Below are 24,150 nucleotides of genomic sequence, written 5' to 3' on the forward strand. Positions count from 1 at the left end.
CATTAAAAAACCGGGCATTGCCCGGTTTTTTTACGCTTATTGATGACGCTTACGAAGATTGTTGATCACGGTGGTGAGGTTGAGATCCTGATCCTGCAACAGCACCAGCAGGTGGTACATCAAATCAGACGCTTCATTGGTCAGCTCAACACGATCGTTAACGGTGGCCGCCAGCGCGGTTTCCACACCTTCTTCGCCAACTTTTTGCGCAATACGTTTAGTACCGCTGGCGTACAGTTTCGCCGTGTAAGAGCTGGCCGGATCGGCGGTTTTGCGCTCTGCCAGTAGCTGCTCCAGTTGATACAGGAATAACCACTGATGGCTGGCGTCGCCAAAGCAGCTGCTGGTACCTTTGTGGCAGGTCGGCCCGACAGGATTTGCCAGCACCAGCAGTGTATCGTTGTCGCAATCCGGCGCAATGCTGACGACATTCAGCACATGGCCTGAGGTTTCGCCTTTGGTCCATAAACGCTGTTTCGTGCGTGAGAAGAACGTGACATGGCCGGATTCAATGGTTTTGTCCAGCGCTTGTGGGTTCATATAGCCCAGCATCAATACTTCGCCGGATACCGCATGTTGCACGATGGCTGGCATCAGGCCATCGGTTTTTTCCCAGTCCAGCTCGCGGCGTTGTTGCTCTGTTAACATATCCTGATCTCCACGCCCTGGCCTGCCAGGTACGCTTTTAATTCGCCAATATTGATGATTTGCTTGTGAAAAACGGAGGCGGCAAGCGCGCCGTCGACATCGGCATCACGGAATGCCTCAAGAAAGTGTTCCATCGTGCCCGCGCCGCCGGAGGCGATCAGCGGCACGCGGCAAACGTCACGGACTTTTTTCAACTGCGTCAGATCGTAACCGTTACGCACGCCGTCCTGGTTCATCATATTCAGGACGATTTCCCCCGCGCCGCGCTGTTGTACCTCTTGCACCCAATCCAGCGTCTCCCACTGCGTCACGCGGGTACGGTTTTCATCGCCGGTATACTGGTTAACATGATATTTCCCCGTGGCGTCGTCAAACCAGGTATCAATCCCGACGACAATGCACTGTACGCCAAAACGGTCAGCCAGACGGGTAATCAGCGTTGGGTCAGCCAGTGCAGGGGAATTGATAGAGATCTTATCCGCCCCGAAAGAGAGAATTTTGGCGGCGTCGTCAATTGACCGGATACCGCCCGCTACACAAAACGGAATGTCGATCACCTCGGCAACGCGCGCCACCCAGCTTTTATCGACTACGCGACCATCGCTGGAGGCGGTAATGTCATAGAACACCAGTTCGTCCGCGCCTTCGTCGGCATAGCGTTTGGCCAGCGGAACGATATCGCCAATGATCTCATGGTTGCGAAACTGTACGCCTTTCACCACCTGACCATCACGAACATCCAGACACGGAATTATACGTTTTGCCAGCATTGGATGGCCTCCTTAACGGTAAATTTCCCTTCTAACAGCGCGCGCCCGACAATCACGCCGCGCACGCCGGTGCCGCGCAGGGCGGCAATATCATCGATATCGCCAATACCGCCGGAGGATTGAAAGGCGATCTGCGGATATCTGGCGCATACCTCTTCGTACAGCGAAACGTTAGAGCCCGCGAGCGTGCCGTCGCGAGAAATATCGGTGCACAGTACATGTTTCAGGCCGACGGGGAGATAGGTCTCCACCAGTTGCTCCAGCGAGACACCGGAATTTTCCTGCCAGCCGCTAACCGCCACCTGCTTGTTGCCGTGTTCGTCTATGCGAACGTCCAGCGCCAGCACCAGCGCTTGCGCGCCAAAACGTTCAAACCAGCCTTTCACCACGTCAGGGGATTTCACCGCCGTTGAACCGATGACCACACGGGCAACGCCAGCTTTCAGTAATGCCGCAACGTCTTCTTCGGTACGCACGCCGCCGCCGACCTGAACAGGTACGTTCACGCCCGCGACCAGGGTTTTAATCAGCGGTATCTGTCGCTTAGCCGGATCTTTAGCGCCGGTCAGATCTACCAGATGCAGCACCCCGGCGCCCTGGGCGGCGTAATCCTGCAAACGGGGCAGGGGATCGTTACCGTAATCCCGCTGCCGGGCGTAGTCACCCTGGTGGAGACGCACCACGGTGCCGTCAATTAAATCTAATGCCGGAATAATCATTACATCTCCAGGAAGTTTTTCAGCAACTGTGCGCCCGCCGCGCCCGAACGTTCCGGATGGAACTGTACGCCGAAGAAATTATCTTTCTGTACCGCCGCGGTAAACGGCTCGCCGTAATTGCACTGGGCGATAGTCCACGGGTTGACCGGCATCGCGTAGCTGTGAACAAAGTAAAAATAGGCGCCATCTTCAATGCCCTGAAACAGCCGGTTGCCCGCCTGCGGATACACGCGATTCCAGCCCATGTGCGGCAGCGGCAGACCAAAGTCGGTCATTTTCGGCACGTCTTGTTCGATAATGTTCAGCAGATCCACGCCGCGCGTCTCTTCGCTGCGACGACCCAGCAGTTGCATCCCTAAGCAGATACCCAGTACCGGCTGAGTACACGCTTTAATTAAGTCGATCAGTTCACGTTCGCGCAGTTGATCCATAGCGGCCTGCGCCGTGCCGACGCCGGGCAGAAAGAGTTTGTCAGCGCGTAATACGATTTCCGCTTCGCGGCTGACCACCGGGGTGTAACCGTGGCGCGCCACGGCGGATTTCACCGAGCTTAAATTGGCGCAGCCGGTGTCAAGGATGACGACGTTCATCACAGCACTCCTTTCGAGGACGGTAATGTATCGCCCTCCACGCGAATAGCCTGGCGTAGCGTACGACCAAAGGCTTTAAACAAACTTTCGACACGGTGGTGATCGTTCTTACCCTTAGTCTTGAGATGCAGAGTGACGCCCATCGTGTAAGAGAGTGAGCGGAAAAAGTGTTCAATCATCTCTGTGCTCAAATCGCCCACACGTTGGTAGGTAAATTCAGCTTTATATTCCAGATGCGGACGACCGGAAATATCCAGCGCGCAGCGCGCCAGACATTCATCCATCGGCAGGACAAAGCCAAAACGGCAGATACCGCGCTTGTCGCCGAGTGCCAGTTTTAATGCCTCACCGAGCGCCAGTCCGGTATCTTCTACCGTGTGGTGATCGTCGATATAGAGATCGCCCTTAACGGTAATCTCCATGCGAAAGCCGCCGTGGGTGGCGATTTGATCGAGCATATGGTCAAAGAAGCCGACGCCGGTATTAATCTTGCTGTTGCCTTCGCGATCCAGCCAGACGCTGACATCAATCTGTGTTTCTTTGGTGTTGCGGACCACATGCGCATAGCGATCGCGTTTCGTTAGCTGTTCGCCAATCATCGTCCAGTTCAGCGTTTCACGGTGATAGCGTAAACCAGTAATGCCCATATTATCAGCGAGCTGGATATCGGTCGCACGATCGCCAATCACATAGCTGTTAGCGCTATCCATCGCTTGTTCCGCAAGATAACGCTCCACCAGCTTCACTTTGGGCTTGCGGCAGTCGCAGTCGTCTGCGGGCAGGTGAGGGCAGATCAGCACCTCATCAAAGCGTACGCCCTGAGAGGTGAAAATCTGCATCATCAGGTTGTGCGGTCCGTCGAAGTCCGCCTGCGGGAAACTTTGCGTGCCAAGTCCATCCTGGTTAGTGATCATCACCAGCTTAAAACCGGCTTTTTGCAGCTTCAGCAATACGGGAATCACCTCTGGCTCAAAGGCCAGTTTATCAAAGCGGTCTACCTGAAAATCGCTCGGCGGTTCGGAAATTAAGGTTCCGTCCCGGTCGATGAAAAGATACTTCTGACTCATACTGGCTCCGCACGTAAGGCGTCAATGACGCGCTGGTTTTCCTGGCGGGTGCCGACCGTAATCCGCAGGCAGCCGCTTAAAGAAGGTTGTTTATTCTGATCGCGTAAGATAATGCCCTGATCCCATAAGGATTTAAACACGCTGCTGGAGGCGGTAAACCGCGCCAGAATATAGTTGGTTTCAGAGTCAAAGACGTGTTCTACGCAGGCGGTCTGTTGCAGGGCATTCACCAGATACTGACGTTCCTGCACTGTCTGCGCCACGCGATCGCGCATTGCGTTTATTCCCTGCGGGCTCAGCGCCTGGGCGGCGATATCCGCCACTGGCGTAGAAAGCGGATAAGGGGCGATCACTTTTAACAGCAGGTTGATCACCTCTTCATTAGCCAGCGTAAAGCCGCAGCGCAGACCCGCCAGCGCAAAAGCTTTCGACAATGTGCGCAGGATAACCAGATGAGGATATTCAACCAGCCAGCCTGTCAGCGTGGCCTGTGGGCAAAACTCAATATAAGCTTCGTCGGCGACGACTATCGCTTTACCGCGTGTCAACTCCAGCAGCGTGCGCAGATCCTGCGGGTTGATAAGTTGCCCGGTGGGGTTATTGGGGCTACAAACGAATACCACTTTTGTGCCGTCAAGGTTGTCGGAAATCCCCTGTAGATCCAGCTGCCAGTTTTCAAGCGCGGGAACCGTCCGGCGCTCTACGCCAATGGTTTCGGCGCTGACGCTGTACATACCGTAAGTAGGCGGACAGTAGAGAATGGCGTCTTTCCCCGGTTCGCAGAAGGCGCGGATCACCAGTTCGATCCCTTCATCCGCGCCGCGGCTGACCAGCACCTGCTCCGGCTTTACGCCAGCATATTGCGCGTAGTTTTCAATCACGGCCTTTGGCTGGCATTCCGGGTAGCGGTTAAGCGTTTGTTGGGTGAGCTGAAACTCCACCGCTGTCGGGAATTCATTCGCGTTCAGCCAGACATCGCCGTTACCGCCCAGACGGCGGGCGGACTGATACGGTACCAGGTTGCGGACATTTTCACGGGCTAAGTCAGCGACGCTGAGAGTGTTTTCAGTGCTCATGCTTGCTCCTTGAGGGCGTTTACGCGCAGGGTCACGGCATTTTTATGGGCGGTCAGACGTTCTGCCGCCGCCAATGTTTCAATGGTTGATGCCAGAGCGGAAAAGCCCGCTTTCGACAGTTCCTGAACGGTCATCCGTTTCTGGAAATCCGCTAACCCAAGGCTGGAACAGGTAGCAGTATAGCCATAGGTCGGTAAGACATGGTTGGTTCCGGAAGCGTAATCACCGGCGGATTCCGGCGACCAGTCGCCGAGAAATACCGAGCCTGCGCTGGTAATCGCATCCACCAAATCGCGCGCATTGCGCGTCTGGATGATTAAGTGTTCCGGCCCATACTGATTAGAGATGGCGACGCACTGCGCTAAATCTTTGGTCACAATCAGACGACTGGCGCTCAGGGCCTGCCGGGCGGTGTCCGCGCGCGGCAGTTCTGCAAGTTGACGTTCTACCGCCTCCGCCACCTTGCGGGCAATGTCAGCATCAGGCGTCAGCAGAATCACCTGGGAATCCGGACCGTGCTCAGCCTGGGAGAGCAGGTCAGAAGCGACGAAATCCGGTGTTGCGCCGCTGTCGGCGATCACCAGTACTTCAGACGGCCCGGCAGGCATATCGATAGCCGCGCCGTCGAGGCGCTGGCTGACCTGACGCTTGGCTTCGGTTACAAAGGCGTTGCCGGGGCCAAAAATTTTATCCACTTTCGGTACGGACTCGCTGCCGAAGGCCAGAGCGGCAATCGCCTGCGCACCGCCGACGTTAAAGATTTCCTGCACGCCACACAGTTGTGCCGCATAGAGGATTTCATCAGCGATGGGCGGCGGCGAGCACAGAACCACGTTCTGGCATCCCGCAATGCGCGCCGGCGTCGCCAGCATCAGCACCGTTGAGAAGAGCGGAGCCGAGCCGCCGGGAATATACAGACCGACAGACGTGACGGGACGCGTAACCTGCTGGCAACGCACGCCTGGCTGGGTTTCCACATCTACAGGCGGTAGCGTCTGCGCGGAATGGAACGTTTCAATATTTTTGACGGCCGCGGCCATCGCCTGTTTTAATTCGTCGCTCAGACGCGCGCCGGCGGCGGCGATCTCTTCAGGGGTGACGCGTAGCGCTGTCACTTCTGTTTTATCAAATTTAGCGCTGTATTCACGCAGGGCATCGTCACCGCGCGTTTTTACATTATCCAGAATATCGCAGACCGTCCGGGTAATACTGTCAGAGGCGGAAATCGCCGGACGTGTCAGCAGCGCACGCTGCTGTTCAGGGCTACAGCTGTTCCAGTCAATCAAGGTATTGAAGCTCATGGTCTTTACTCCATCACAGGGTTCCGCCTTATCCGGCCTACTGAACCCAAAATATCAACGCATTACGTAGGCCTGATAAGCGCAGCGCCATCAGGCGTCAGATCACTCCATCATCTTCTCGATCGGCAGTACCAGAATCGAGCTGGCGCCAAGCGCTTTCAGTTTCTCCATGGTTTCCCAGAACAACGTTTCGCTGCTGACCATGTGCATCGCCACGCGCTGTTGCTCGCCCGCCAGCGGCAGAATTGTCGGCCTTTCGGCGCCTGGCAGCAGGGCGATAACCTCTTCCAGGCGTTCACTTGGCGCGTGCATCATGATGTATTTCGATTCGCGCGCCTGAATCACGCCCTGAATACGGGTCAGCAATTTATCGATCAGCTGTTGCTTGCTCTGTGCCATCTCACCGTCGCGCTGAATCAGACAGGCTTTAGAGCGGTAGATAACTTCGACTTCACGCAGGCCGTTAGCTTCAAGCGTCGCGCCGGTAGAGACCAAATCGCAGATAGCGTCGGCCAGCCCCGCGCGCGGCGCGACTTCGACAGAACCATTTAACAGACACGATTTAAAAGAGACGCCTTTCTGGTCGAGGTAGCGTTTGAGGAGGTGCGGATAAGAGGTAGCGATACGTTTACCGTCCAGCGCCGCCGGGCCGTCCCAGGCTTCGTCAACCGGCGTTGCCAGCGATAAACGGCAGCCGCCGAAGTCAAGACGGCGCAGGGTTAAATAGCGTGGATCTTCGCCCTGCGCGCGGCGGTTGAGTAGCTCTTCTTCCAGCACGTTTTCGCCGATAATGCCGAGATCGACCACGCCATCCATCACCAGACCCGGAATGTCATCATCACGCACGCGCAGGATATCAATCGGCATGTTTTCCGCCATCGCAATCAGGCGCTGAGTGTGTAAATTAATTTTTATGCCGCAGCGGGCCAGCAATTCTCGTGAATCATCGCTTAAACGGCCTGATTTCTGAATAGCTATGCGTAAGCGGGTGTTGTCTAACATTCTGCGTTCCTCTTTATCCTGTCTGAACCGGTCTGTATCGCGCGCCAAAAAAAAGCCCCCGGAAGATGATCTTCCGGGGGCTTTCTCATGCGTTCATGCACCACTGGAAGATCTGAATGTCTTCCAGCACACATCGCCTGAAAGACTAGTCAGGATGATGGTGATGATGGTGGTGTTTAAATTGAACGCGTGTCATAAAAATTCCGATGAATGCTTATTCATTTGATACCTTTTAACCTAAACCACTTTTACGCCTTAAAGCAAGCGCTTTTTTCATTTCGCATTTATAGTATGAATTGTCAGTCACGGCGGGCTGGCGTAGCCTTATGTATAAGGCGTTAAAGTCAGGAGAAAATGGATGAAAAAGGTCGCAATTGTCGGTTTAGGTTGGTTAGGCATGCCGCTGGCAATGTCGCTGGCAGCGAGAGGCTGGCAGGTTACCGGCAGCAAAACCACCCTTGACGGGGTGGAAGCGGCCCGTATGAGTGGAATTGAAAGCTATCCGCTGCGTCTGGAGCCGGAGCTGGTCTGTGAGGCGGACGATCTTGACGCTCTGCTGGATGTCGATGCGCTGGTGATAACACTGCCCGCGCGCCGTAGCGGTCCGGGAGAGGATTTTTATCTGCAGGCGATGCAGGAGCTGGTCGACAGCGCGCTGGCTTATCGTATCCCGCGTATTATTTTTACCAGTTCGACGTCTGTTTACGGCGATGCGCAAGGCGTGGTGAAAGAGAATACGCCGCGTAATCCGGTCACGGCCAGCGGGCGTACCCTGAAGGAACTGGAAGATTGGCTGCATAATCTGCCGGGCACGTCAGTAGATATTCTGCGGCTGGCGGGGTTGGTCGGGCCTGGACGCCATCCCGGTCGTTTCTTTGCCGGAAAAACCGCGCCGGATGGTCAACACGGGGTCAATCTGGTGCATCTTGAAGACGTGGTTGGCGCAATTACCCTCTTGCTACAGGCGCCAAAAGGGGGGCACATCTATAATATATGTGCGCCGGCGCATCCAGCCCGCAACGTGTTTTATCCGCAAATGACGCGCTTGCTGGGAATGGCGCCGCCGCATTTTCGTGACGCACCGGACAACGGCAAAGGGAAGATTATCGACGGTAGCCGGATTTGTAATGAGCTGGGATTTGAATATCAATATCCCGATCCGCTGGTGATGCCGATGGAGTGAGTCGCTGTCCAGCAGGTGGTCGCCATATAGCGCAAGGGGACGAGTATGAAACCACTGCTGGACGTTCTGATTATTCTTGATGCGTTAGAAAAAGAAGGCAGCTTCGCGGCGGCGTCGGCAAAATTATTTAAAACGCCGTCCGCCCTCAGTTATACCGTTCATAAGCTGGAAAACGATCTTAATATCCAACTGCTCGACCGTAGCGGGCACCGCGCGCGATTTACGCGAACCGGTAAGATGCTACTGGAAAAAGGCCGTGAAGTGCTGCACACCGTTCGCGAGCTGGAAAAGCAGGCGATTAAACTGCATGAAGGCTGGGAGAACGAACTGGTCATCGGTGTGGATGATACCTTTCCCTTTTCTCTTCTGGCCCCGCTTATCGACGCTTTTTATCAACGCCACAGCGTGACGCGCCTTAAATTTGTTAATGGCGTTCTCGGCGGTTCATGGGAGACGCTGACGCAGGGAAGGGCGGATATCATCGTTGGCGCCATGCGCGCGCCGCCGCCTGACACCGGCTTTGGCTTTGCAAGACTGGGCGATCTTGAACTGGTGTTTGCTGTCGCCCCGCATCATCCGCTGGTTCATGAAGAGGAACCGCTTAGCCGCCAGACGATCAAACGTTTTCGCGCGATTGTGGTTGGCGATAGCGTCCATTCCTCGCGATCAATAGGGTCTGAGCTGCTCGACGCTCAGGAAGCGATTACCGTGTTTGATTTTAAAACCAAGCTGGAGCTGCAAATTAGCGGCCTGGGATGCGGCTATTTACCGCGTTATCTGGCGCAGCGATTTTTGGAAAGCGGCGCGCTTATAGAGAAGAAAGTGGTGGCGCAAATCGTCTATGAACCGGTGTGGGTTGGCTGGAATGAACAGACCGCCGGGCTGGCCAGCGGCTGGTGGCGGGATGAAATTTTAGCAAATAATGCTATTGCTGGGGTGTATGCAAAATCGCCGGTTTAAAAATCAATCGCTTATGAAAAATAATTTTTTGAACGCGCTCGCATTCTCTTGTCATTTCACTTCAATTTAGGGCAGAATACGCCGCTTGCAAAAAATGACACTAACCGACGTTTTAATACGCGTCGGTTATTTTTTTGCTTCAAACACATCATTCAATACCAAGAGGCCGGGCTTCGTACCGGATAGATACTTACTTAAAAATCGACAGTTGTTGTCGCTGAGGAATCCAGAAAATGGGGCAATTTTTTGCTTACGCGACGGCATTCGCCGTAAAGGAGAATGACCATGTCGCATAACGTTACTCCAAACACCTCTCGCGTGGAATTACGTAAAACGCTTACGTTAGTTCCGGTTGTAATGATGGGTCTTGCCTATATGCAGCCGATGACGCTGTTCGATACATTTGGTATCGTTTCAGGCCTCACTGACGGTCACGTACCGACGGCGTATGCATTCGCGTTAATCGCGATTCTGTTTACGGCGTTGAGCTACGGGAAACTGGTGCGTCGCTACCCTTCCGCGGGTTCGGCGTACACCTATGCCCAGAAATCCATCAGCCCGACCGTTGGCTTTATGGTGGGTTGGTCTTCTCTGCTCGATTATCTGTTCGCGCCGATGATCAACATTCTGTTGGCGAAAATTTATTTTGAAGCGCTGGTGCCCTCCATTCCGTCATGGGTGTTTGTCGTGGCGCTGGTGGCCTTTATGACGGCCTTTAACCTGCGCAGCCTCAAATCAGTCGCTAACTTCAACACCGTGATTGTGGTGCTACAGGTGGTGCTGATTGCGGTCATTCTGGGCATGGTGGTTTATGGCGTATTTGAAGGCGAAGGCGCCGGTACGCTGGCGAGCACCCGTCCGTTCTGGTCCGGCGATGCGCACGTTATCCCGATGATTACGGGAGCGACGATCCTGTGCTTCTCCTTTACCGGCTTTGACGGCATCAGTAACCTGTCGGAAGAGACCAAAGATGCTGAGCGCGTGATCCCGCGTGCGATTTTCCTGACCGCGCTGATTGGCGGCCTGATCTTCATCTTTGCAACCTATTTCCTGCAATTGTACTTCCCGGATATCTCTCGCTTTAAAGATCCGGATGCGTCTCAGCCGGAAATCATGCTGTACGTGGCGGGTAAAACCTTCCAGGTTGGCGCGCTGATCTTCTCTACTATCACCGTACTGGCTTCCGGTATGGCGGCGCATGCAGGCGTAGCGCGCCTGATGTACGTGATGGGGCGCGACGGCGTATTCCCGAAAAGCTTCTTCGGTTACGTTCATCCGAAATGGCGTACGCCAGCGATGAACATCATCCTGGTCGGGGCGATCGCGCTGCTGGCGATTAATTTTGACCTGGTGATGGCGACGGCGCTGATTAACTTTGGCGCGCTGGTCGCGTTTACCTTTGTTAACCTGTCGGTGATTTCGCAGTTCTGGATCCGTGAGAAGCGTAATAAAACGTTGAAAGATCACTTCCAGTATCTGTTCCTGCCGATGTGCGGCGCGCTCACGGTTGGTGCGTTGTGGGTTAACCTGGAAGAGAGCTCAATGGTACTGGGCCTGATCTGGGCGGGTATCGGGCTGATTTATCTGGCGTGCGTAACTAAAAGCTTCCGCAACCCGGTTCCACAGTACGAAGACGTCGCGTAATCGCGCGTATTATCGGCAATAGTAAAACCGGAGGCAGTGCCTCCGGTTTTTTGTCTGTCATCCAGCACGTTTGCCGGATGGCGGCGTCACTATTTATCCGCTCTGAATTAACAATGCCCGTCAGGCATTGGTCAATTACACAATCTCAGTTGCGTACTGCCACAGTGATTTCAGCAACCCCAGCTTCGTTTTATCTTCCGCATACTGCTGAGAAAGCATCTGCAATTCATTGGCATACTGTTGTAAAAACTCCGGCGTCAGCACCTGACGGCGATGCTCCAGCCAGCGCTGCTGCTCTGCGTCATCCAGCGTACCGGGAAAATTGCGTGCGCGGTAATTAAACAGCAGCTTCTCAATGCGCTTATCGACAAAAGTAATGTCCAGCGCGGGTAGGTTACGCGGCTCGGTTTCGAGTACGATTTTCATGGCTGCGCGATCGGCATCGCTGAAAAAACCATCATAGAGCTGGGCATCAACGTTATCCGAGGCGGCAAAAGGTTCGGCTTCGGCGAAAATCGCCACCACTTTGTCGCGGACCTGCGGGTTTTCACGCAACACTTTCAGGTTATCCAGGCAATGCTGGCGGTTAATTCCCAGCCGGTCGGCATCCTCCGGGCGCAAGGTATTCGCCTGCGCCAGTACCGGACATTTATTGATATGCACCAGCTTTACCGGCACTGCGACGTGATCGCCAAGATCGGCTTTGGCCGTATAAAGCCGCTCGCGAAGGGTGTCGCTGTCCAGCTCAAGAAGAGGAGAAATATCGCCTGCTAAATCGACCATGATCACCGCGTTACGGTTTTCAGGATGCCACGCCAGCGGCGCGACCCAGCTTGTATTACCGCGCCACGCGCCAAACATGCCGGAGACATGCACCAGCGGCTTCATTTGCGGAACGTCAATCAGCGCCGCCAGTTTATGTTTACTGCGGTGGCTATAAAGATAATCAAACAGTCGCGGCTGGCGTGTTTTCACCAGTTGCGCCATCGCAATAGTGGCGTAGACATCCGCCATCGCATCATGCGCGTTGCTGTGTTCGATCCCGTTCGCCTGGGTTAAATGTTCCAGACGAAAGCTGGGCAGGCCGTCGTCGTTTTCCGGCCAGTTAATTCCCTCCGGGCGCAGCGCATAACAGGCGCGCATGACATCCAATAGATCCCAACGTGAATTATCATGCTGCCAGCTCCAGGCGTAGGGATCGTAAAAGTTGCGATAAAAAATATTGCGCGTGACTTCATCATCAAAACGCACATTGTTGTAGCCCACAACGCAGGTTTTAGGAACGGTAAACAGCGCATGAATGCGTCTGGCGAAAGCGGCTTCGTTTTCTCCTTTCTCACGCGCTTCCTGCGGCGTGATGCCGGTAATCAGCACCGCGCCGGGCTGCGGTAGATAATCATCAGCGGGTTTGCAATAAAACACCTCCGGCTCGCCAATAACGTTGAAGTCGTTATCCGTACGGAGCGCGGCGAATTGCGCTGGTCTGTCGAGGGCCGGATGCGTACCGAAGGTTTCGTAATCGTGGAAGAGGAATGTGCTCTGTATGCTGTCGTTTTTAACTGTCACTTGATGTACACGCCTGATGTTATCTGTATATGAAATATTTTATTCTTTTATTTTGTCGTTGATTGATTGTATTTGTACACCAATTGATATCGTTGCTAATGTTCGTACATGCGATGGTGAGTACATAAACATTAAAATCATTGAGTACAAAATACTAAAATGACCATCAGCGACACTAAGCTACGCTCCCTCTATGGTAAACCATATTCCGGCCCATCTGAAATTACTGATTCTGATTTAGTACTGTATGGAATTTAGGCCAGGGTCAATCTGGCCGGGATCTCAAAAATGCATGGACTAAAACGGGTCTATTTACAGAGGGACACAACGCTGTGTCCCTTAATTCCATGCGGGTTGAGGCTGGACTACGCCCAGGCCAGTGGCAGGATGGATGACAGAACACTCGGGAAATATTTTCTGGCATGACGTTGCATACTATCCGCCACAACGCTGGTACAGGTAAAGGCGCCATGGAGGCCGTGAAAACGGTCGGACCACTCGGTAAACTGTTCGCTGGATGGGAATATCGCCGGAGACAGCTCCCAGGCTTTCTGCATCAGCGCCTCCGCATAGCCTCTCAGGGCCGGCGGAGAGTCATGCTCAGTGCCGAAAATGGCGCTGGAGGAATAGCGTGCGAATGCGGTACTGAGACAGAACAGGATTTCCGCCTGCTTCTGTGGGGTGGCGTCCGTCAGGTGATAAGCACTGAGGATGTGCTGGTAGTGTGCCGGGCTGAGTTTGCCTTCAGGAAGCAAGGGGTCAAAAATGGTGGCCAGACGCGACACTGAGGCATCATCAATCAACTTCACGGTGGAATGTTTCTGGTTCGTGGCGGCAATAAACTGCTGGTTCAGCTCCCCGTTATCTTCAGTGCTGAGGATGATATCAATCAGCTCCCCAAAGCGTCGCTGCGTGGCCTGCTGATTAAATGCGGCGAGAAACACCGGAAAGTCATGACGGAATAACTCTACCGGGGAGATTTGCGCGGTGGAAACGTTCTCTCCGGCTCGCAGCAGGTAAAAGTTGTCCCATGTGGTGTCAGGAGTAGGGTTTAGCATTGTTAACAGCGTGTCAGTGGAGAGCATCATCGCCGTGTCTGAATCCTGGGAGGAAAGCAGCAGGAAATTATCTGCAGCGCGGGTTGTCCAGTCCGGGCTGCCGTCATAATTGCCGAAGAGCCCATTATGGATGTGGGGAGACACCGCCGGGTGAGCAAGATACTGTTCATAAAGCGCTGCAGCTTTCTGGCGGGTGCCATCAGTGCAGTCCACGCCTGTCATACAGTGTAAAATCACCTGATTAAAGAGTCCGCTGTGAGTGGTCATGGCGGCGCTGTTCCTGTCAAACGAATCCAGCAACACAGGCAGTATGCGCTGCTGATAATATGTGTCAGGAGCCGGCAGGGGAACGTCATTATAGGTCTGGCACTGGTGGGCAAAAAAACGTTCCTGAACAGGCCCGAGCCACTCGCGGATAAGCGCACTTTGCGTATAGGGAGGGTGGGCCAGTACGCTTACCAGCGAACTTTCAACTGGCCGGATACATGCCTCTGTTAAGCGGCCACCCCGCAATGACTTCACCAGGTCTTCCATTGCCCGGACTTTTTCCTGACTGTATTTATCGGGCAGGCTGTCAATGGTCATCAGAATACTTTTACCATTATTGTGCTCATGATTTAAAAATCCATCCACAGCGTTCTCAGTCCAAAGGAGTGGCATTTGCAGCCAGATATCACCTAGACGAATAAAATTTCCGCCCCCTGACACTGACGGAGGTGATGAATTATCCGGTTCATTTAAAATAACGCCAGAGAGGTTGGCTTTGTGACGTATAAGCGTATTTTTTAATGTTGTATTAATAAAAGAGGGCTGTTGTCGTGTAGTAATTGAATACTGTAAAGTCAGTTCATTCATGTCTGAATTACTAAATTTTGTATTACTGCAGACTACATCACTCAGTGTCGAATAAGTGAATCGGCATTCGTCAAAATGTAAATGAGATATATCAGAATAAGTAAATTTTGAATTTGAAAAGTTGAACCCCTTAATAATATCGCCGTCTCGCTCCATGAAGCTGGTGGGCAATATTTTGCTGAATGTAATATTACGGAAATCTGCGTTTGAAAAATCGCGATCTGCGGCCGTAAGGGTTTCTCCGGCTTTCTGCCGTAAAACTGCATCCGTGAGTTTCTTAGCCCAGTCGGCAGGTGATGACGGGGAAGACGTAGCCTGAAGTGAGAGGGAGGGTGATACTGGTGGTGTTCTACCTTCAGAAACCGTGGGCCTGTTATTGGCTGATACAGAGACTCCACCGGGGAGCGGGGCCGCACCTGTCACTCTGTAATTATAATCACATGTTTGATTTGCAATATGCTTACGCATGAATGCTGCATTCATTTTTGAGACATCTTCTGCTGAAATATTTTTCTTACCTGCATTATTTGTATCTTTAATATTTTTAACAGTAATCAATGTTTTGTTTAAGGTGTTTTTATCTTTCGGCTGAAAGAAGTCTTTTATTTTTTGTGGTAACGCGAACTCAATCGATGAGCTCTTTCCTGTTTTAAGTTTTTCATTTAAAGAAGCATGCGTGTTTTTAACACTGGTTATTTTTGAGGCGAACCCGTTTTTCGTATGTTCACGAATAGAGGTAATTAATTTTTTAACCTGGTTAGGAATAGTAGAAAAATTAATTGCGCCTGATGATATCTTCATTAGAATTCCTTATCAACATCATTATGGAAAAACGGTCTGGATTTTTAACGCCTTAAAAGTAAGCTTCATATGTCGGTATGGCGATGGAGATCACAATTCACCATGTTATCTGGCAGGTTTCTTTCAGAAAGTGTCCATCCTGTCATCATGTCACCGTATTGTGGGACGCTGACGTATCTGCGGAAAAATCCAGGCATAAGGGAGCGGGTCGGGTAACGAAGCCCGTGTGCACACAAAAGTAAACCCGCTTCGATGCTCAACCAGCGTTTTTCACCGGCATTCGGGATATCGTCGGCGGACGTTCCGGCGCGTATGAGAAAGAACTGCGTAAAGCGCGTGGAGTCGCTTTTCAGGAAATAATCGTTTTCTTTTAAATATTATTACGTGTTATTGGAATTGCATCATTTTTATAATTAACAGCGGGTTGTTTGGTAATTCTGCTGATTATTCAATGACAGTCCATGTGCGTGTTCAGGAAATGTAAAATATTTATAAAATAAAAGGTTTTATCGTGTTGGTGTGTTCATTTTAACAACTATTTCAAATTGTGATTGAAGCCGACATTTCATAATACAAATTAAATATAATCTTCAGCTATATCTAATAACAGGAGGTTATATGAGCATTAGTCGTCGTTCTTTTTTGCAGGGGGTAGGCATCGGCTGCTCTGCCTGCGCGCTGGGCGCTTTTCCGCCCGGGGCGCTGGCGCGCAACCCGATTGCTGGCATTAACGGTAAAACCACGCTAACGCCAAGCTTGTGCGAAATGTGTTCCTTTCGTTGCCCTATTCAGGCGCAGGTAGTCAATAACAAGACCGTTTTTATCCAGGGCAATCCTTCTGCGCCGCAGCAGGGGACGCGCATATGCGCCAGGGGCGGGAGCGGCGTCAGCCTGGTCAATGACCCGCAACGGATTGTAAAACCTATGAAACGCACCGGGCCACGCGGCGACGGTGAATGGCAGGTGATTAGCTGGCAACAGGCTTACCAGGAAATCGCGGCGAAAATGAATGCCATCAAAGCGCAGCATGGCCCCGAGACCGTGGCTTTCTCTTCCAAATCGGGCTCGCTCTCCAGCCATCTTTTCCATCTGGCTACGGCCTTTGGTTCGCCTAATACCTTTACTCACGCCTCAACATGCCCTGCCGGGAAAGCCATTGCGGCAAAAGTGATGATGGGCGGCGATCTGGCGATGGATATCGCTAACACGCGCTATCTGGTTTCGTTTGGCCACAATTTGTATGAAGGGATTGAAGTTGCCGATACCCATGAGTTAATGACCGCGCAGGAGAAGGGGGCCAAAATGGTGAGCTTCGATCCGCGTTTGTCGATATTTTCCAGCAAGGCGGATGAGTGGCACGCTATTCGTCCCGGGGGGGATTTAGCGGTTCTGCTGGCGATGTGCCACGTCATGATTGATGAACAACTCTACGATGCGTCTTTTGTTGAGCGTTATACCAGCGGATTTGAACAGTTAGCACAGGCGGTAAAAGAGACGACGCCGGAATGGGCCGCCGCGCAGGCCGATGTCCCAGCCGACGTTATTGTCCGGGTGACACGCGAACTGGCCGCCTGCGCGCCTCACGCTATTGTCAGTCCTGGTCATCGCGCGACGTTCTCGCAGGAAGAGATCGATATGCGGCGTATGATTTTTACGCTTAATGTACTGCTCGGTAATATTGAGCGCGAAGGTGGGCTATATCAGAAAAAAAACGCGTCTGTTTACAATAAACTGGCCGGAGAAAAGGTCGCGCCAACGCTGGCGAAACTCAACATTAAAAATATGCCGAAACCGACGGCGCAACGCATCGATTTGATCGCACCGCAGTTTAAATATATCGCCGCTGGCGGCGGCGTGGTGCAAAGCATTATTGACGCGGTGTTAACCCAGAAGCCTTACCCGATAAAGGCGTGGATTATGTCGCGGCATAATCCTTTCCAGACCGTCACCTGTCGTTCGGACCTGGTAAAAACCGTTGAGCAACTGGATCTGGTGGTCAGTTGCGATGTCTATTTGAGCGAGAGCGCGGCGTATGCCGACTATCTGCTGCCGGAATGCACTTATCTCGAACGGGACGAAGAGGTATCGGATATGTCGGGACTGCACCCGGCTTACGCTCTGCGCCAACAGGTTGTAGAGCCGATTGGCGAGGCGCGTCCGAGTTGGCAAATCTGGAAAGAACTTGGCGAGCAGTTGGGATTAGGGCAGTACTATCCGTGGCAGGATATGCAGACGCGCCAACTCTATCAGTTGAACGGCGACCATGCCTTAGCGAAGGAACTGCGACAGAAAGGGTATCTCGAATGGGGCGTTCCGCTGCTATTACGCGAACCAGAATCCGTTCGCCAGTTTACGGCGCGTTACCCCGGCGCTATCTCGACGGACAGTGACAACACCTATGGCGAACAGCTTCGCTTCAAATCGCCCTCCGGCAAAATCGAACTTTATTCCGCAACCCTGGAGGAATTGCTCCCAGGCTACGGCGTTCCGCGCGTTCGTGACTTTGCGCTTAAAAAAGAGAATGAGCTTTACTTCATTCAGGGCAAGGTGGCCGTGCACACCAATGGCGCGACGCAGTACGTACCTTTACTCAGCGAGCTAATGTGGGATAACGCGGTCTGGGTCCATCCGCAAACGGCGCAAGAAAAAGGCATTAAGACCGGAGATGAGATCTGGCTGGAAAATGCTACGGGTAAAGAGAAAGGTAAGGCGCTGGTGACGCCCGGTATCCGCCCGGACACGCTTTTTGTCTATATGGGATTTGGCGCTAAAGCTGGGGCCAAAACGGCGGCGACGACACACGGTATCCACTGTGGCAATTTACTGCCGCACGTGACGAGTCCGGTATCCGGTACGGTAGTGCATACCGCAGGCGTGACGCTGAGCCGGGCATGAGGGAGGAGGGAACCATGAATCATTTAACGAATCAGTACGTCATGCTGCATGATGAAAAACGTTGTATCGGCTGCCAGGCGTGTACCGTTGCCTGCAAAGTGCTTAATGACGTACCGGAGGGATTTAGCCGCGTACAGGTACAAATTCGCGCCCCTGAACAGGCATCCAACGCACTAACCCATTTTCAATTTGTCCGCGTCTCCTGTCAGCACTGTGAAAATGCGCCATGTGTCAGCGTTTGTCCTACCGGAGCGTCATATCGTGATGAAAACGGGATCGTGCAGGTGGATAAATCGCGCTGTATTGGCTGCGATTATTGTGTTGCCGCGTGTCCTTTCCATGTGCGCTATTTGAATCCGCAAACCGGTGTCGCCGACAAGTGTAACTTCTGTGCCGACACGCGGTTGGCGGCTGGCCAGTCTCCGGCGTGCGTATCCGTTTGCCCAACGGATGCGCTGAAATTCGGCAGACTGGATGAGAGCGAGATCCAGCGCTGGGTCGGTCAGAAAGAGGTCTATCGCCAGCAGGAGGCGCGTAGCGGCGCGGTCAGTCTGTACCGTCGTAAAGAAGTCCATCAGGAGGGTAAAGCATGAATACTATCTGGGGAGCGGAACTACATTATGCGCCAGATTATTGGCCGCTGTGGTTAATTTACGCAGGCGTCGTGGTGCTGCTCATGCTTGTTGGGCTGGTTATCCATGCGTTATTGCGCCGGATGCTGGCGCCAAAAACGGCGGGCGGCGAAGAGCATCGTGACTATCTCTACTCGCTGGCGATTCGCCGTTGGCATTGGGGAAATGCGTTACTGTTTGTTTTATTACTGTTAAGCGGTTTATTTGGTCATTTTTCTCTCGGCCCTGTAGCGCTAATGGTACAAGTGCATACCTGGTGTGGTTTTGCCTTACTGGCTTTCTGGGTCGGGTTTGTGCTGATCAACCTCACCACAGGTAACGGGCGTCACTATCGGGTAAATTTTTCCGGACTGGTAACGCGCTGCATACGCCAGACGCGTTTTTACCTTTTTGGCATTATGAAAGGGGAAGCGCATCCGTTCGCGGCAACAGAGCAGAATAAGTTCAATCCACTGCAACAACTGGCATATCTGGCGATTATGTACGCGCTGGTACCACTGTTAATCATCACCGGTTTGCTGTGTCTCTATCCGCAGGTTGCGGGTCTGGGCCCTGTGATGCTGGTGCTGCATATGGCGCTTGCTATCATCGGCTTACTGTTTATTTGCGCGCATCTCTATCTGTGTACTCTTGGCGACACGCCGGGACAAATTTTCCGTAGCATGGTTGACGGCTATCATCGTCATCGTACCGCGCCGCGCGGGGATAAGTCCGCCGTCTGAGCGTATCCATAAAATAATGTCAGCAAGAAAATGTGCCTTGTGTCACATTTTCTTGCAATTTATCCATGTTTGTTTAACTGAACTTCCGTAAAAAGAACGGCAAATAGAGACCATCCTGAGGACATGCTGTTGAAACGCCGTTTGTTTATTGCCGCTTCTTTATTCGCGATGCACCTTTCTCCTGCGCTTGCGGCCGATGCCGTAAGTTTTGCTCCCCAACCGCCAGCCATTGATGCAGGCGCCTGGGTGTTGATGGATTACACTACGGGACAGGTTCTTACCGCCGGTAATGAACACCAGCAACGTAATCCCGCCAGCCTTACCAAGCTAATGACGGGCTACGTCGTCGATCGCGCCATCGATAGTCATCGTATCAGCCCTGACGATATCGTCACCGTTGGGCGCGACGCCTGGGCGAAGGATAATCCGGTGTTTGTCGGCTCCTCGTTGATGTTTTTAAAAGAAGGAGATCGCGTGTCGGTGCGTGATTTAAGCCGTGGCTTAATCGTGGATTCCGGTAACGATGCCTGTGTGGCGCTGGCGGATTATATCGCGGGCGGGCAGCCGCAGTTTGTGGCGATGATGAACAGCTATGTGAAAAAACTCAATTTGCAGGATACCCATTTTGAAACCGTCCACGGTCTGGATGCGCCGGGACAACATAGCTCCGCGTATGATCTGGCCGTACTCTCCCGGGCGATTATTCACGGCGAACCTGAATTTTATCACATGTACAGCGAGAAAAGCCTGACCTGGAACGGCATCACGCAGCAGAACCGCAACGGCTTGTTATGGGATAAGACCATGCATATCGATGGGCTTAAAACCGGACACACATCGGGGGCGGGATTTAATCTTATCGCATCGGCGGTGGACGGGCAGCGCCGACTTATCGCCGTCGTGATGGGAGCGAAAAGTTCGAAAGGTCGTGAGGAACAGGCGCGAAAACTGTTGCAGTGGGGCCAGCAAAACTTTGCGACGGTGCAGATTTTGCACAGCGGTAAAAAAGTGGGCAGCGAGCGAATCTGGTATGGAGACAAAGAAAAGATTGCGCTGGGTACGGAACAGGATTTCTGGATGGCGCTGCCCAAAGCGGAAATTCCGCATATCAAAGCAAAATATGTGCTGGATAGAAAAGAGCTGGAGGCGCCAATCGCCGCTCATCAACAGGTAGGTGAAATAGAGCTCTACGATCGGGATAAACTGATCGCTCAGTGGCCGCTGGTCACTCTGGAATCGGTGGGTAAAGGCGGTATGTTCTCTCGTCTGAGCGACTATTTTCAGCATAAAGCGTAAGCCGTTGTCACACACCGTTCACCGTCATTTGAGGTGTCAAAAGGGCGGGATTGCGAGGTTGCTCACAAAATGATCACGCTGTCCTTGTGACCGTAAAAGGCTGTAATTACACTGTACATTCATACAGTATAGTGAAGTGACGGAGGCAGCATGGATTACGAAATCAGGCAGGAACAAAAACGCAAGATAGCCGGTTTCCACATGGTCGGTCCATGGGAACACACCGTGAAGCAGGGTTTTGAACAACTGATGACGTGGGTGGATCGACAGCGGATCGTGCCAGTTGAATGGATTGCCGTCTATTACGACAATCCAGATGTCGTACCTGCGGAAAAACTCCGCTGCGATACCGTGGTGTCCGTGGCAGAGAATTTCATCCTGCCGGACAATAGCGAAGGCGTAATCGTGACCGCCATTGAAGGCGGCGAATATGCCACTGCTGTCGCGCGAGTGGAAGACCGTGACTTTGCGAAGCCGTGGGAACGGTTTTTTGACGTCCTGGAGCAGGATAGCGCTTATCAGATAGCCTCTGCGCCCTGTTTTGAAACCTATCTGAATAACGGCATGGAAGATGGATACTGGGATATTGAAATGTATATTCCGGTACAGCGGAAGTGATCGACTGGTTTCCTGGCTGAAAAGAGCGGACGGATAATGTGTTCCGTCCGCCAGTGCGCTATTTTTGCTATAAAGCAGGTACAATGCATTTTTTGCCATTCCCGTAAGGAGCGCAAGCGTGCGTGCCGATAAGTCATTAAGCCCTTTTGAAATACGGTTGTACCGTCATTATCGCATCGTGCATGGCATACGTATCGCCCTGGCGTTCATTCTTACCTTTCTGCTGGTTCGTCTGTTTTCTATTCCCGAGGGCACATGGCCGCTAATCACGTTAGTGGTGATTATGGGGCCCATCTCATTCTGGGGAAATGTAGTGCCTCGTGCTTTTGAGCGCATAGGCGGTACGATCCTGGGCGCGGCGTTAGGGCTGGTGGCGCTACGCCTGGAGCTCTTTTCCTTACCGCTGATGCTGGTGTGGTGTGCGATAGCGATGTTTTTGTGCGGCTGGCTGGCCTTAGGGAAAAAACCGTATCAGGCGCTACTGATAGGCATAACGCTCGCCGTTGTTGTCGGCGCTCCCGCTGGTGATATGAATACGGCATTATGGCGTGGCGGGGATGTGATTTTGGGGTCGCTACTGGCGATGTTGTTTACCGGCATCTGGCCCCAGCGCGCCTTTTTGCACTGGCGCATCCAACTGGCGCATTGCGTCACGGCGTATAATCGGGTGTATCAGGCAGCTCTGTCGCCGAATTTGCTGGAGCGCCCCCGGTTGGATAAACATTTGCAACGGTTGCTGAACGATGTCGTCAAAATGCGCGGGCTGATAACGCCCGCCAGTAAAGAAACCCGGATACAAAAATCTATTTTCGAGGCCATTCAGACCATCAACCGCAATCTGGTTTGTATGCTTGAATTACAAATCAATGCCCACTGGGCGACGCGCGCCAGCCATTTTGTGATGCTTAACGCGCACACATTGCGTGAAACCCAGCAGATGACGCAGCAAACCTTGCTAACGATCGCCCACGCGTTGTTTGAAGGCAACCCGCAGCCGGTACTGGCAAATACCGGTAAACTGAATGATATTGCTGCCGAGTTGCGACAGCTAATGAACGAGCAGCAGGGCGACGCGGTGGCTGAAACCCCCATCCACGGCTATGTTTGGCTAAGTATGGAAACGGCCCGACAGTTGGAACTGCTTTCACACTTGATCTGCCGGGCTTTGCGCAAATAAAAAGCAGATGGGGCGAATGAATTTGTTGCTGCTTCGATTCAGCAAAGATTAAGAGTATGATACTAATATAAGGATAAAATGAGTGCTACTGGCAACGATTTTATCCCCGAACCTTCAGGTTTCCCAGACGGCGACGTAACGGTGTTTCCTCTGGCGGCTTGAAGTATGACGGGGATAAACGTAATGTTTATCCACTAGCAGTTGCTTAACGAATCCGAATCTCACATTATCAGGGGTGTAAAAATGGAAACAACCAAGCCTTCTTTCCAGGACGTGCTGGAGTTTGTTCGTCTGTTCCGTCGCAAAAATAAACTGCAACGTGAAATTCAGGACATTGAGAAGAAGATCCGTGACAACCAGAAGCGTGTGCTGCTGCTGGACAACCTGAGCGACTACATCAAGCCAGGTATGAGCGTTGAGGCGATTCAGGGTATCATCGCCAGCATGAAAAGCGACTATGAAGATCGCGTTGATGACTACATCATTAAAAATGCCGAAATCTCCAAAGAGCGTCGCGACATTTCCAAAAAGCTGAAAGCGATGGGCGAAATGAAACACGCCGATGTAAAAGCCGAATAATGCGCTACGGCAGTGGGAGCGTATATCAGGCTCTCACTGCAGTTTGACCCCGCCAGTGACCATCTTGAGTAAATGTTGTTTTGGCCAGTGTCGGGTAAGTTTTTTCTCTGCCAGCTTACCTTTCAGGCGCGCAATATCATGACGTTTCCGGTCCAGCATCAGACCCACCACGCTACCGCTATGTGCCACGTTCAATCCGTATAAATCACACTCTTCGACCAGCGACAACAGGGCGGTAAATCCTGGCTTAGGTAACAGCGTCTGGCTGGCGATAGCGCTAAGCGTAGCCGCCTCACCCAGTCGGAGCGGATTTTGCGTTATACAGGCTTCCTGCACCAGATTCCAGGCCTGCTGCAAGGTTGCTGAACTTGCTATTAATTTCTGCTGGCGAGGGAGACGGTGGTAATCTTGCGTGCGCAGTGTGACCGGACTTTCCAGTACCAGCAAATCGATTGGCGGCGGTGGCTCGCAGGTGATTTGCGTGACCGCATTATTATGATCAAACAGCGTTAACTGATGAAAAACGGTGCTATCGGTGGGTTCGATTGAGACGCAAAGCTGTGCAAGGGTAGTTTCATCCAGCGAATGGCCAAGATGATGCGCCGTTGCCACTGCCGTAGCGGCAATATCTGCGGTGCTGCTGGCCATGCCTTTGGCAACGGGAATTGACGAACGCACATCGACGCGAATCTCGTTACTCCAGTGCGCAGGATACTGCCAGTGCGCCAGAACGCGCTCCACCATCGCCCGCGACAATGGGCGCTCGTTTACCAACGGCGGCGCAGCCGTGACTGCTACGGTGCTGTACCAGTCAACGGGGCAGGAGACCAGTTTCTCACTGCCCAGAATCCATCCCTGGATAAGTTCTCCGCATGAGGCGGGGCATTGCGCAACAGCCACGTTATCACCTTTCAGGTACGAATAGTGTGCGCGCATAGTGTCATGGTAAAAGCGTTATTACCATGACTTGCCGCAATGCGTCGTATAACCC

23 protein-coding genes, 2 pseudogenes and 1 other annotated feature are annotated in these 24,150 nt (G+C 52.7%); of the genes and pseudogenes, 13 read left to right on the forward strand and 12 right to left on the reverse strand.

The features are described 5' to 3' along the window. Positions 1-36: 36 nt before the first annotated feature. The 9 genes from hisIE to hisL form a co-directional block, all read right to left on the reverse strand. A complete protein-coding gene (gene hisIE, locus QEN32_RS08410) occupies positions 37-648 on the reverse strand; it encodes a bifunctional phosphoribosyl-AMP cyclohydrolase/phosphoribosyl-ATP diphosphatase HisIE (protein ID WP_080203360.1) in 612 nt (203 codons plus the stop codon). Further along, the gene (gene hisF, locus QEN32_RS08415; protein ID WP_000880125.1) at positions 642-1,418 is read right to left on the reverse strand and encodes an imidazole glycerol phosphate synthase subunit HisF; all 777 of its coding nucleotides are present in this window, start codon (positions 1,416-1,418) and stop codon (positions 642-644) included. Before hisF ends, hisIE begins: the two co-directional genes overlap by 7 nt. Then, positions 1,400-2,137, reverse strand: coding sequence for a 1-(5-phosphoribosyl)-5-[(5-phosphoribosylamino)methylideneamino]imidazole-4-carboxamide isomerase (gene hisA, locus QEN32_RS08420; protein ID WP_000586406.1), 738 nt, complete (start codon positions 2,135-2,137; stop codon positions 1,400-1,402). Before hisA ends, hisF begins: the two co-directional genes overlap by 19 nt. Beyond that, positions 2,137-2,727, reverse strand: coding sequence for an imidazole glycerol phosphate synthase subunit HisH (gene hisH, locus QEN32_RS08425; protein WP_001103591.1), 591 nt, complete (start codon positions 2,725-2,727; stop codon positions 2,137-2,139). Before hisH ends, hisA begins: the two co-directional genes overlap by 1 nt. Beyond that, positions 2,727-3,794 (reverse strand): bifunctional histidinol-phosphatase/imidazoleglycerol-phosphate dehydratase HisB, encoded by a 1,068-nt coding sequence (gene hisB, locus QEN32_RS08430; protein WP_000080050.1) that lies wholly within the window; start codon positions 3,792-3,794, stop codon positions 2,727-2,729. The genes hisH and hisB overlap by 1 nt, the downstream gene beginning before the upstream one ends. After that, positions 3,791-4,870, reverse strand: coding sequence for a histidinol-phosphate transaminase (hisC, locus tag QEN32_RS08435; RefSeq protein ID WP_000102715.1), 1,080 nt, complete (start codon positions 4,868-4,870; stop codon positions 3,791-3,793). The genes hisB and hisC overlap by 4 nt, the downstream gene beginning before the upstream one ends. Further along, positions 4,867-6,171 carry a histidinol dehydrogenase gene (gene hisD, locus QEN32_RS08440; protein ID WP_080207887.1) on the reverse strand — a complete coding sequence of 435 codons (1,305 nt, stop codon included), beginning with the start codon at positions 6,169-6,171 and terminating at the stop codon, positions 4,867-4,869. Before hisD ends, hisC begins: the two co-directional genes overlap by 4 nt. 102 nt (positions 6,172-6,273) lie before the next feature. Next, the gene (hisG, locus tag QEN32_RS08445) at positions 6,274-7,173 is read right to left on the reverse strand and encodes an ATP phosphoribosyltransferase (protein ID WP_000886604.1); all 900 of its coding nucleotides are present in this window, start codon (positions 7,171-7,173) and stop codon (positions 6,274-6,276) included. Positions 7,174-7,219: 46 nt separating this feature from the next. Next, positions 7,220-7,343, reverse strand: a sequence feature (His leader region). After that, the gene (gene hisL, locus QEN32_RS08450; protein ID WP_001364200.1) at positions 7,319-7,369 is read right to left on the reverse strand and encodes a his operon leader peptide; all 51 of its coding nucleotides are present in this window, start codon (positions 7,367-7,369) and stop codon (positions 7,319-7,321) included. It overlaps the preceding feature by 25 nt. 162 nt (positions 7,370-7,531) lie before the next feature. Between hisL and QEN32_RS08455 the strand changes: the two genes are divergently transcribed. From QEN32_RS08455 to plaP, 4 genes are all read left to right on the forward strand, one after another. Further along, the gene (locus QEN32_RS08455) at positions 7,532-8,356 is read left to right on the forward strand and encodes an SDR family oxidoreductase (protein WP_000754712.1); all 825 of its coding nucleotides are present in this window, start codon (positions 7,532-7,534) and stop codon (positions 8,354-8,356) included. A 45-nt stretch (positions 8,357-8,401) separates the two neighbouring features. Continuing rightward, complete coding sequence (locus tag QEN32_RS08460) at positions 8,402-9,316, forward strand: LysR family transcriptional regulator (RefSeq protein ID WP_000803316.1); 915 nt, start codon at positions 8,402-8,404, stop codon at positions 9,314-9,316. Between the two features lie 233 nt (positions 9,317-9,549). Then, positions 9,550-9,612, forward strand: coding sequence for a membrane protein YoeI (yoeI, locus tag QEN32_RS08465; protein ID WP_096335044.1), 63 nt, complete (start codon positions 9,550-9,552; stop codon positions 9,610-9,612). Further along, positions 9,602-10,960 (forward strand): putrescine/proton symporter PlaP, encoded by a 1,359-nt coding sequence (gene plaP / locus QEN32_RS08470; RefSeq protein WP_001519005.1) that lies wholly within the window; start codon positions 9,602-9,604, stop codon positions 10,958-10,960. Before yoeI ends, plaP begins: the two co-directional genes overlap by 11 nt. 135 nt (positions 10,961-11,095) lie before the next feature. On the opposite strand, the gene sbcB is transcribed toward plaP, so the two are convergent. After that, entirely contained in the window at positions 11,096-12,526 is a 1,431-nt protein-coding gene (sbcB, locus tag QEN32_RS08475; RefSeq protein WP_000216702.1) for an exodeoxyribonuclease I, read from the reverse strand. A gap of 159 nt (positions 12,527-12,685) precedes the next feature. On the opposite strand from sbcB, the pseudogene QEN32_RS08480 reads away from it, so the two are divergent. After that, positions 12,686-12,763: pseudogene (locus QEN32_RS08480) on the forward strand (hypothetical protein); the annotation flags it as partial. Positions 12,764-12,891: 128 nt separating this feature from the next. Here QEN32_RS08480 and sopA read toward each other — a convergent pair. Beyond that, positions 12,892-15,240 (reverse strand): SPI-1 type III secretion system effector HECT-type E3 ubiquitin transferase SopA, encoded by a 2,349-nt coding sequence (sopA, locus tag QEN32_RS08485; RefSeq protein WP_265322290.1) that lies wholly within the window; start codon positions 15,238-15,240, stop codon positions 12,892-12,894. A 266-nt stretch (positions 15,241-15,506) separates the two neighbouring features. Between sopA and QEN32_RS08490 the strand changes: the two are divergent. From QEN32_RS08490 to QEN32_RS08525, 8 genes and pseudogenes are all read left to right on the forward strand, one after another. Further along, a pseudogene (locus QEN32_RS08490) lies at positions 15,507-15,599 on the forward strand (heavy metal-binding domain-containing protein); the annotation flags it as partial. Positions 15,600-15,858: 259 nt separating this feature from the next. Further along, positions 15,859-18,135 (forward strand): thiosulfate reductase PhsA, encoded by a 2,277-nt coding sequence (gene phsA / locus QEN32_RS08495; protein ID WP_080203363.1) that lies wholly within the window; start codon positions 15,859-15,861, stop codon positions 18,133-18,135. A gap of 14 nt (positions 18,136-18,149) precedes the next feature. Further along, complete coding sequence (gene phsB, locus QEN32_RS08500; RefSeq protein ID WP_001016236.1) at positions 18,150-18,728, forward strand: thiosulfate reductase electron transport protein PhsB; 579 nt, start codon at positions 18,150-18,152, stop codon at positions 18,726-18,728. Then, complete coding sequence (gene phsC, locus QEN32_RS08505; RefSeq protein WP_001092553.1) at positions 18,725-19,489, forward strand: thiosulfate reductase cytochrome B subunit; 765 nt, start codon at positions 18,725-18,727, stop codon at positions 19,487-19,489. Before phsB ends, phsC begins: the two co-directional genes overlap by 4 nt. Before the next feature lie 123 nt (positions 19,490-19,612). Beyond that, the gene (gene dacD, locus QEN32_RS08510) at positions 19,613-20,785 is read left to right on the forward strand and encodes a serine-type D-Ala-D-Ala carboxypeptidase DacD (RefSeq protein ID WP_000925042.1); all 1,173 of its coding nucleotides are present in this window, start codon (positions 19,613-19,615) and stop codon (positions 20,783-20,785) included. Positions 20,786-20,935: 150 nt separating this feature from the next. Beyond that, a complete protein-coding gene (gene sbmC, locus QEN32_RS08515; RefSeq protein ID WP_000384326.1) occupies positions 20,936-21,403 on the forward strand; it encodes a DNA gyrase inhibitor SbmC in 468 nt (155 codons plus the stop codon). A gap of 118 nt (positions 21,404-21,521) precedes the next feature. Beyond that, positions 21,522-22,580, forward strand: a complete 1,059-nt coding sequence (locus QEN32_RS08520; RefSeq protein WP_001200858.1) for an FUSC family protein — start codon at positions 21,522-21,524, stop codon at positions 22,578-22,580. Positions 22,581-22,823: 243 nt separating this feature from the next. After that, on the forward strand, positions 22,824-23,159 hold the full coding sequence (locus QEN32_RS08525) for a DUF496 family protein (RefSeq protein WP_000450405.1): 336 nt from the start codon (positions 22,824-22,826) through the stop codon (positions 23,157-23,159). A 33-nt stretch (positions 23,160-23,192) separates the two neighbouring features. On the opposite strand, the gene pduX is transcribed toward QEN32_RS08525, so the two are convergent. Beyond that, entirely contained in the window at positions 23,193-24,059 is an 867-nt protein-coding gene (gene pduX, locus QEN32_RS08530) for an L-threonine kinase PduX (protein WP_139760173.1), read from the reverse strand. Positions 24,060-24,150 lie beyond the last annotated feature (91 nt).

It is taken from the genome of Salmonella sp. SA14318, from assembly GCF_029866905.1.
Lineage (GTDB): Bacteria > Pseudomonadota > Gammaproteobacteria > Enterobacterales > Enterobacteriaceae > Salmonella > Salmonella enterica.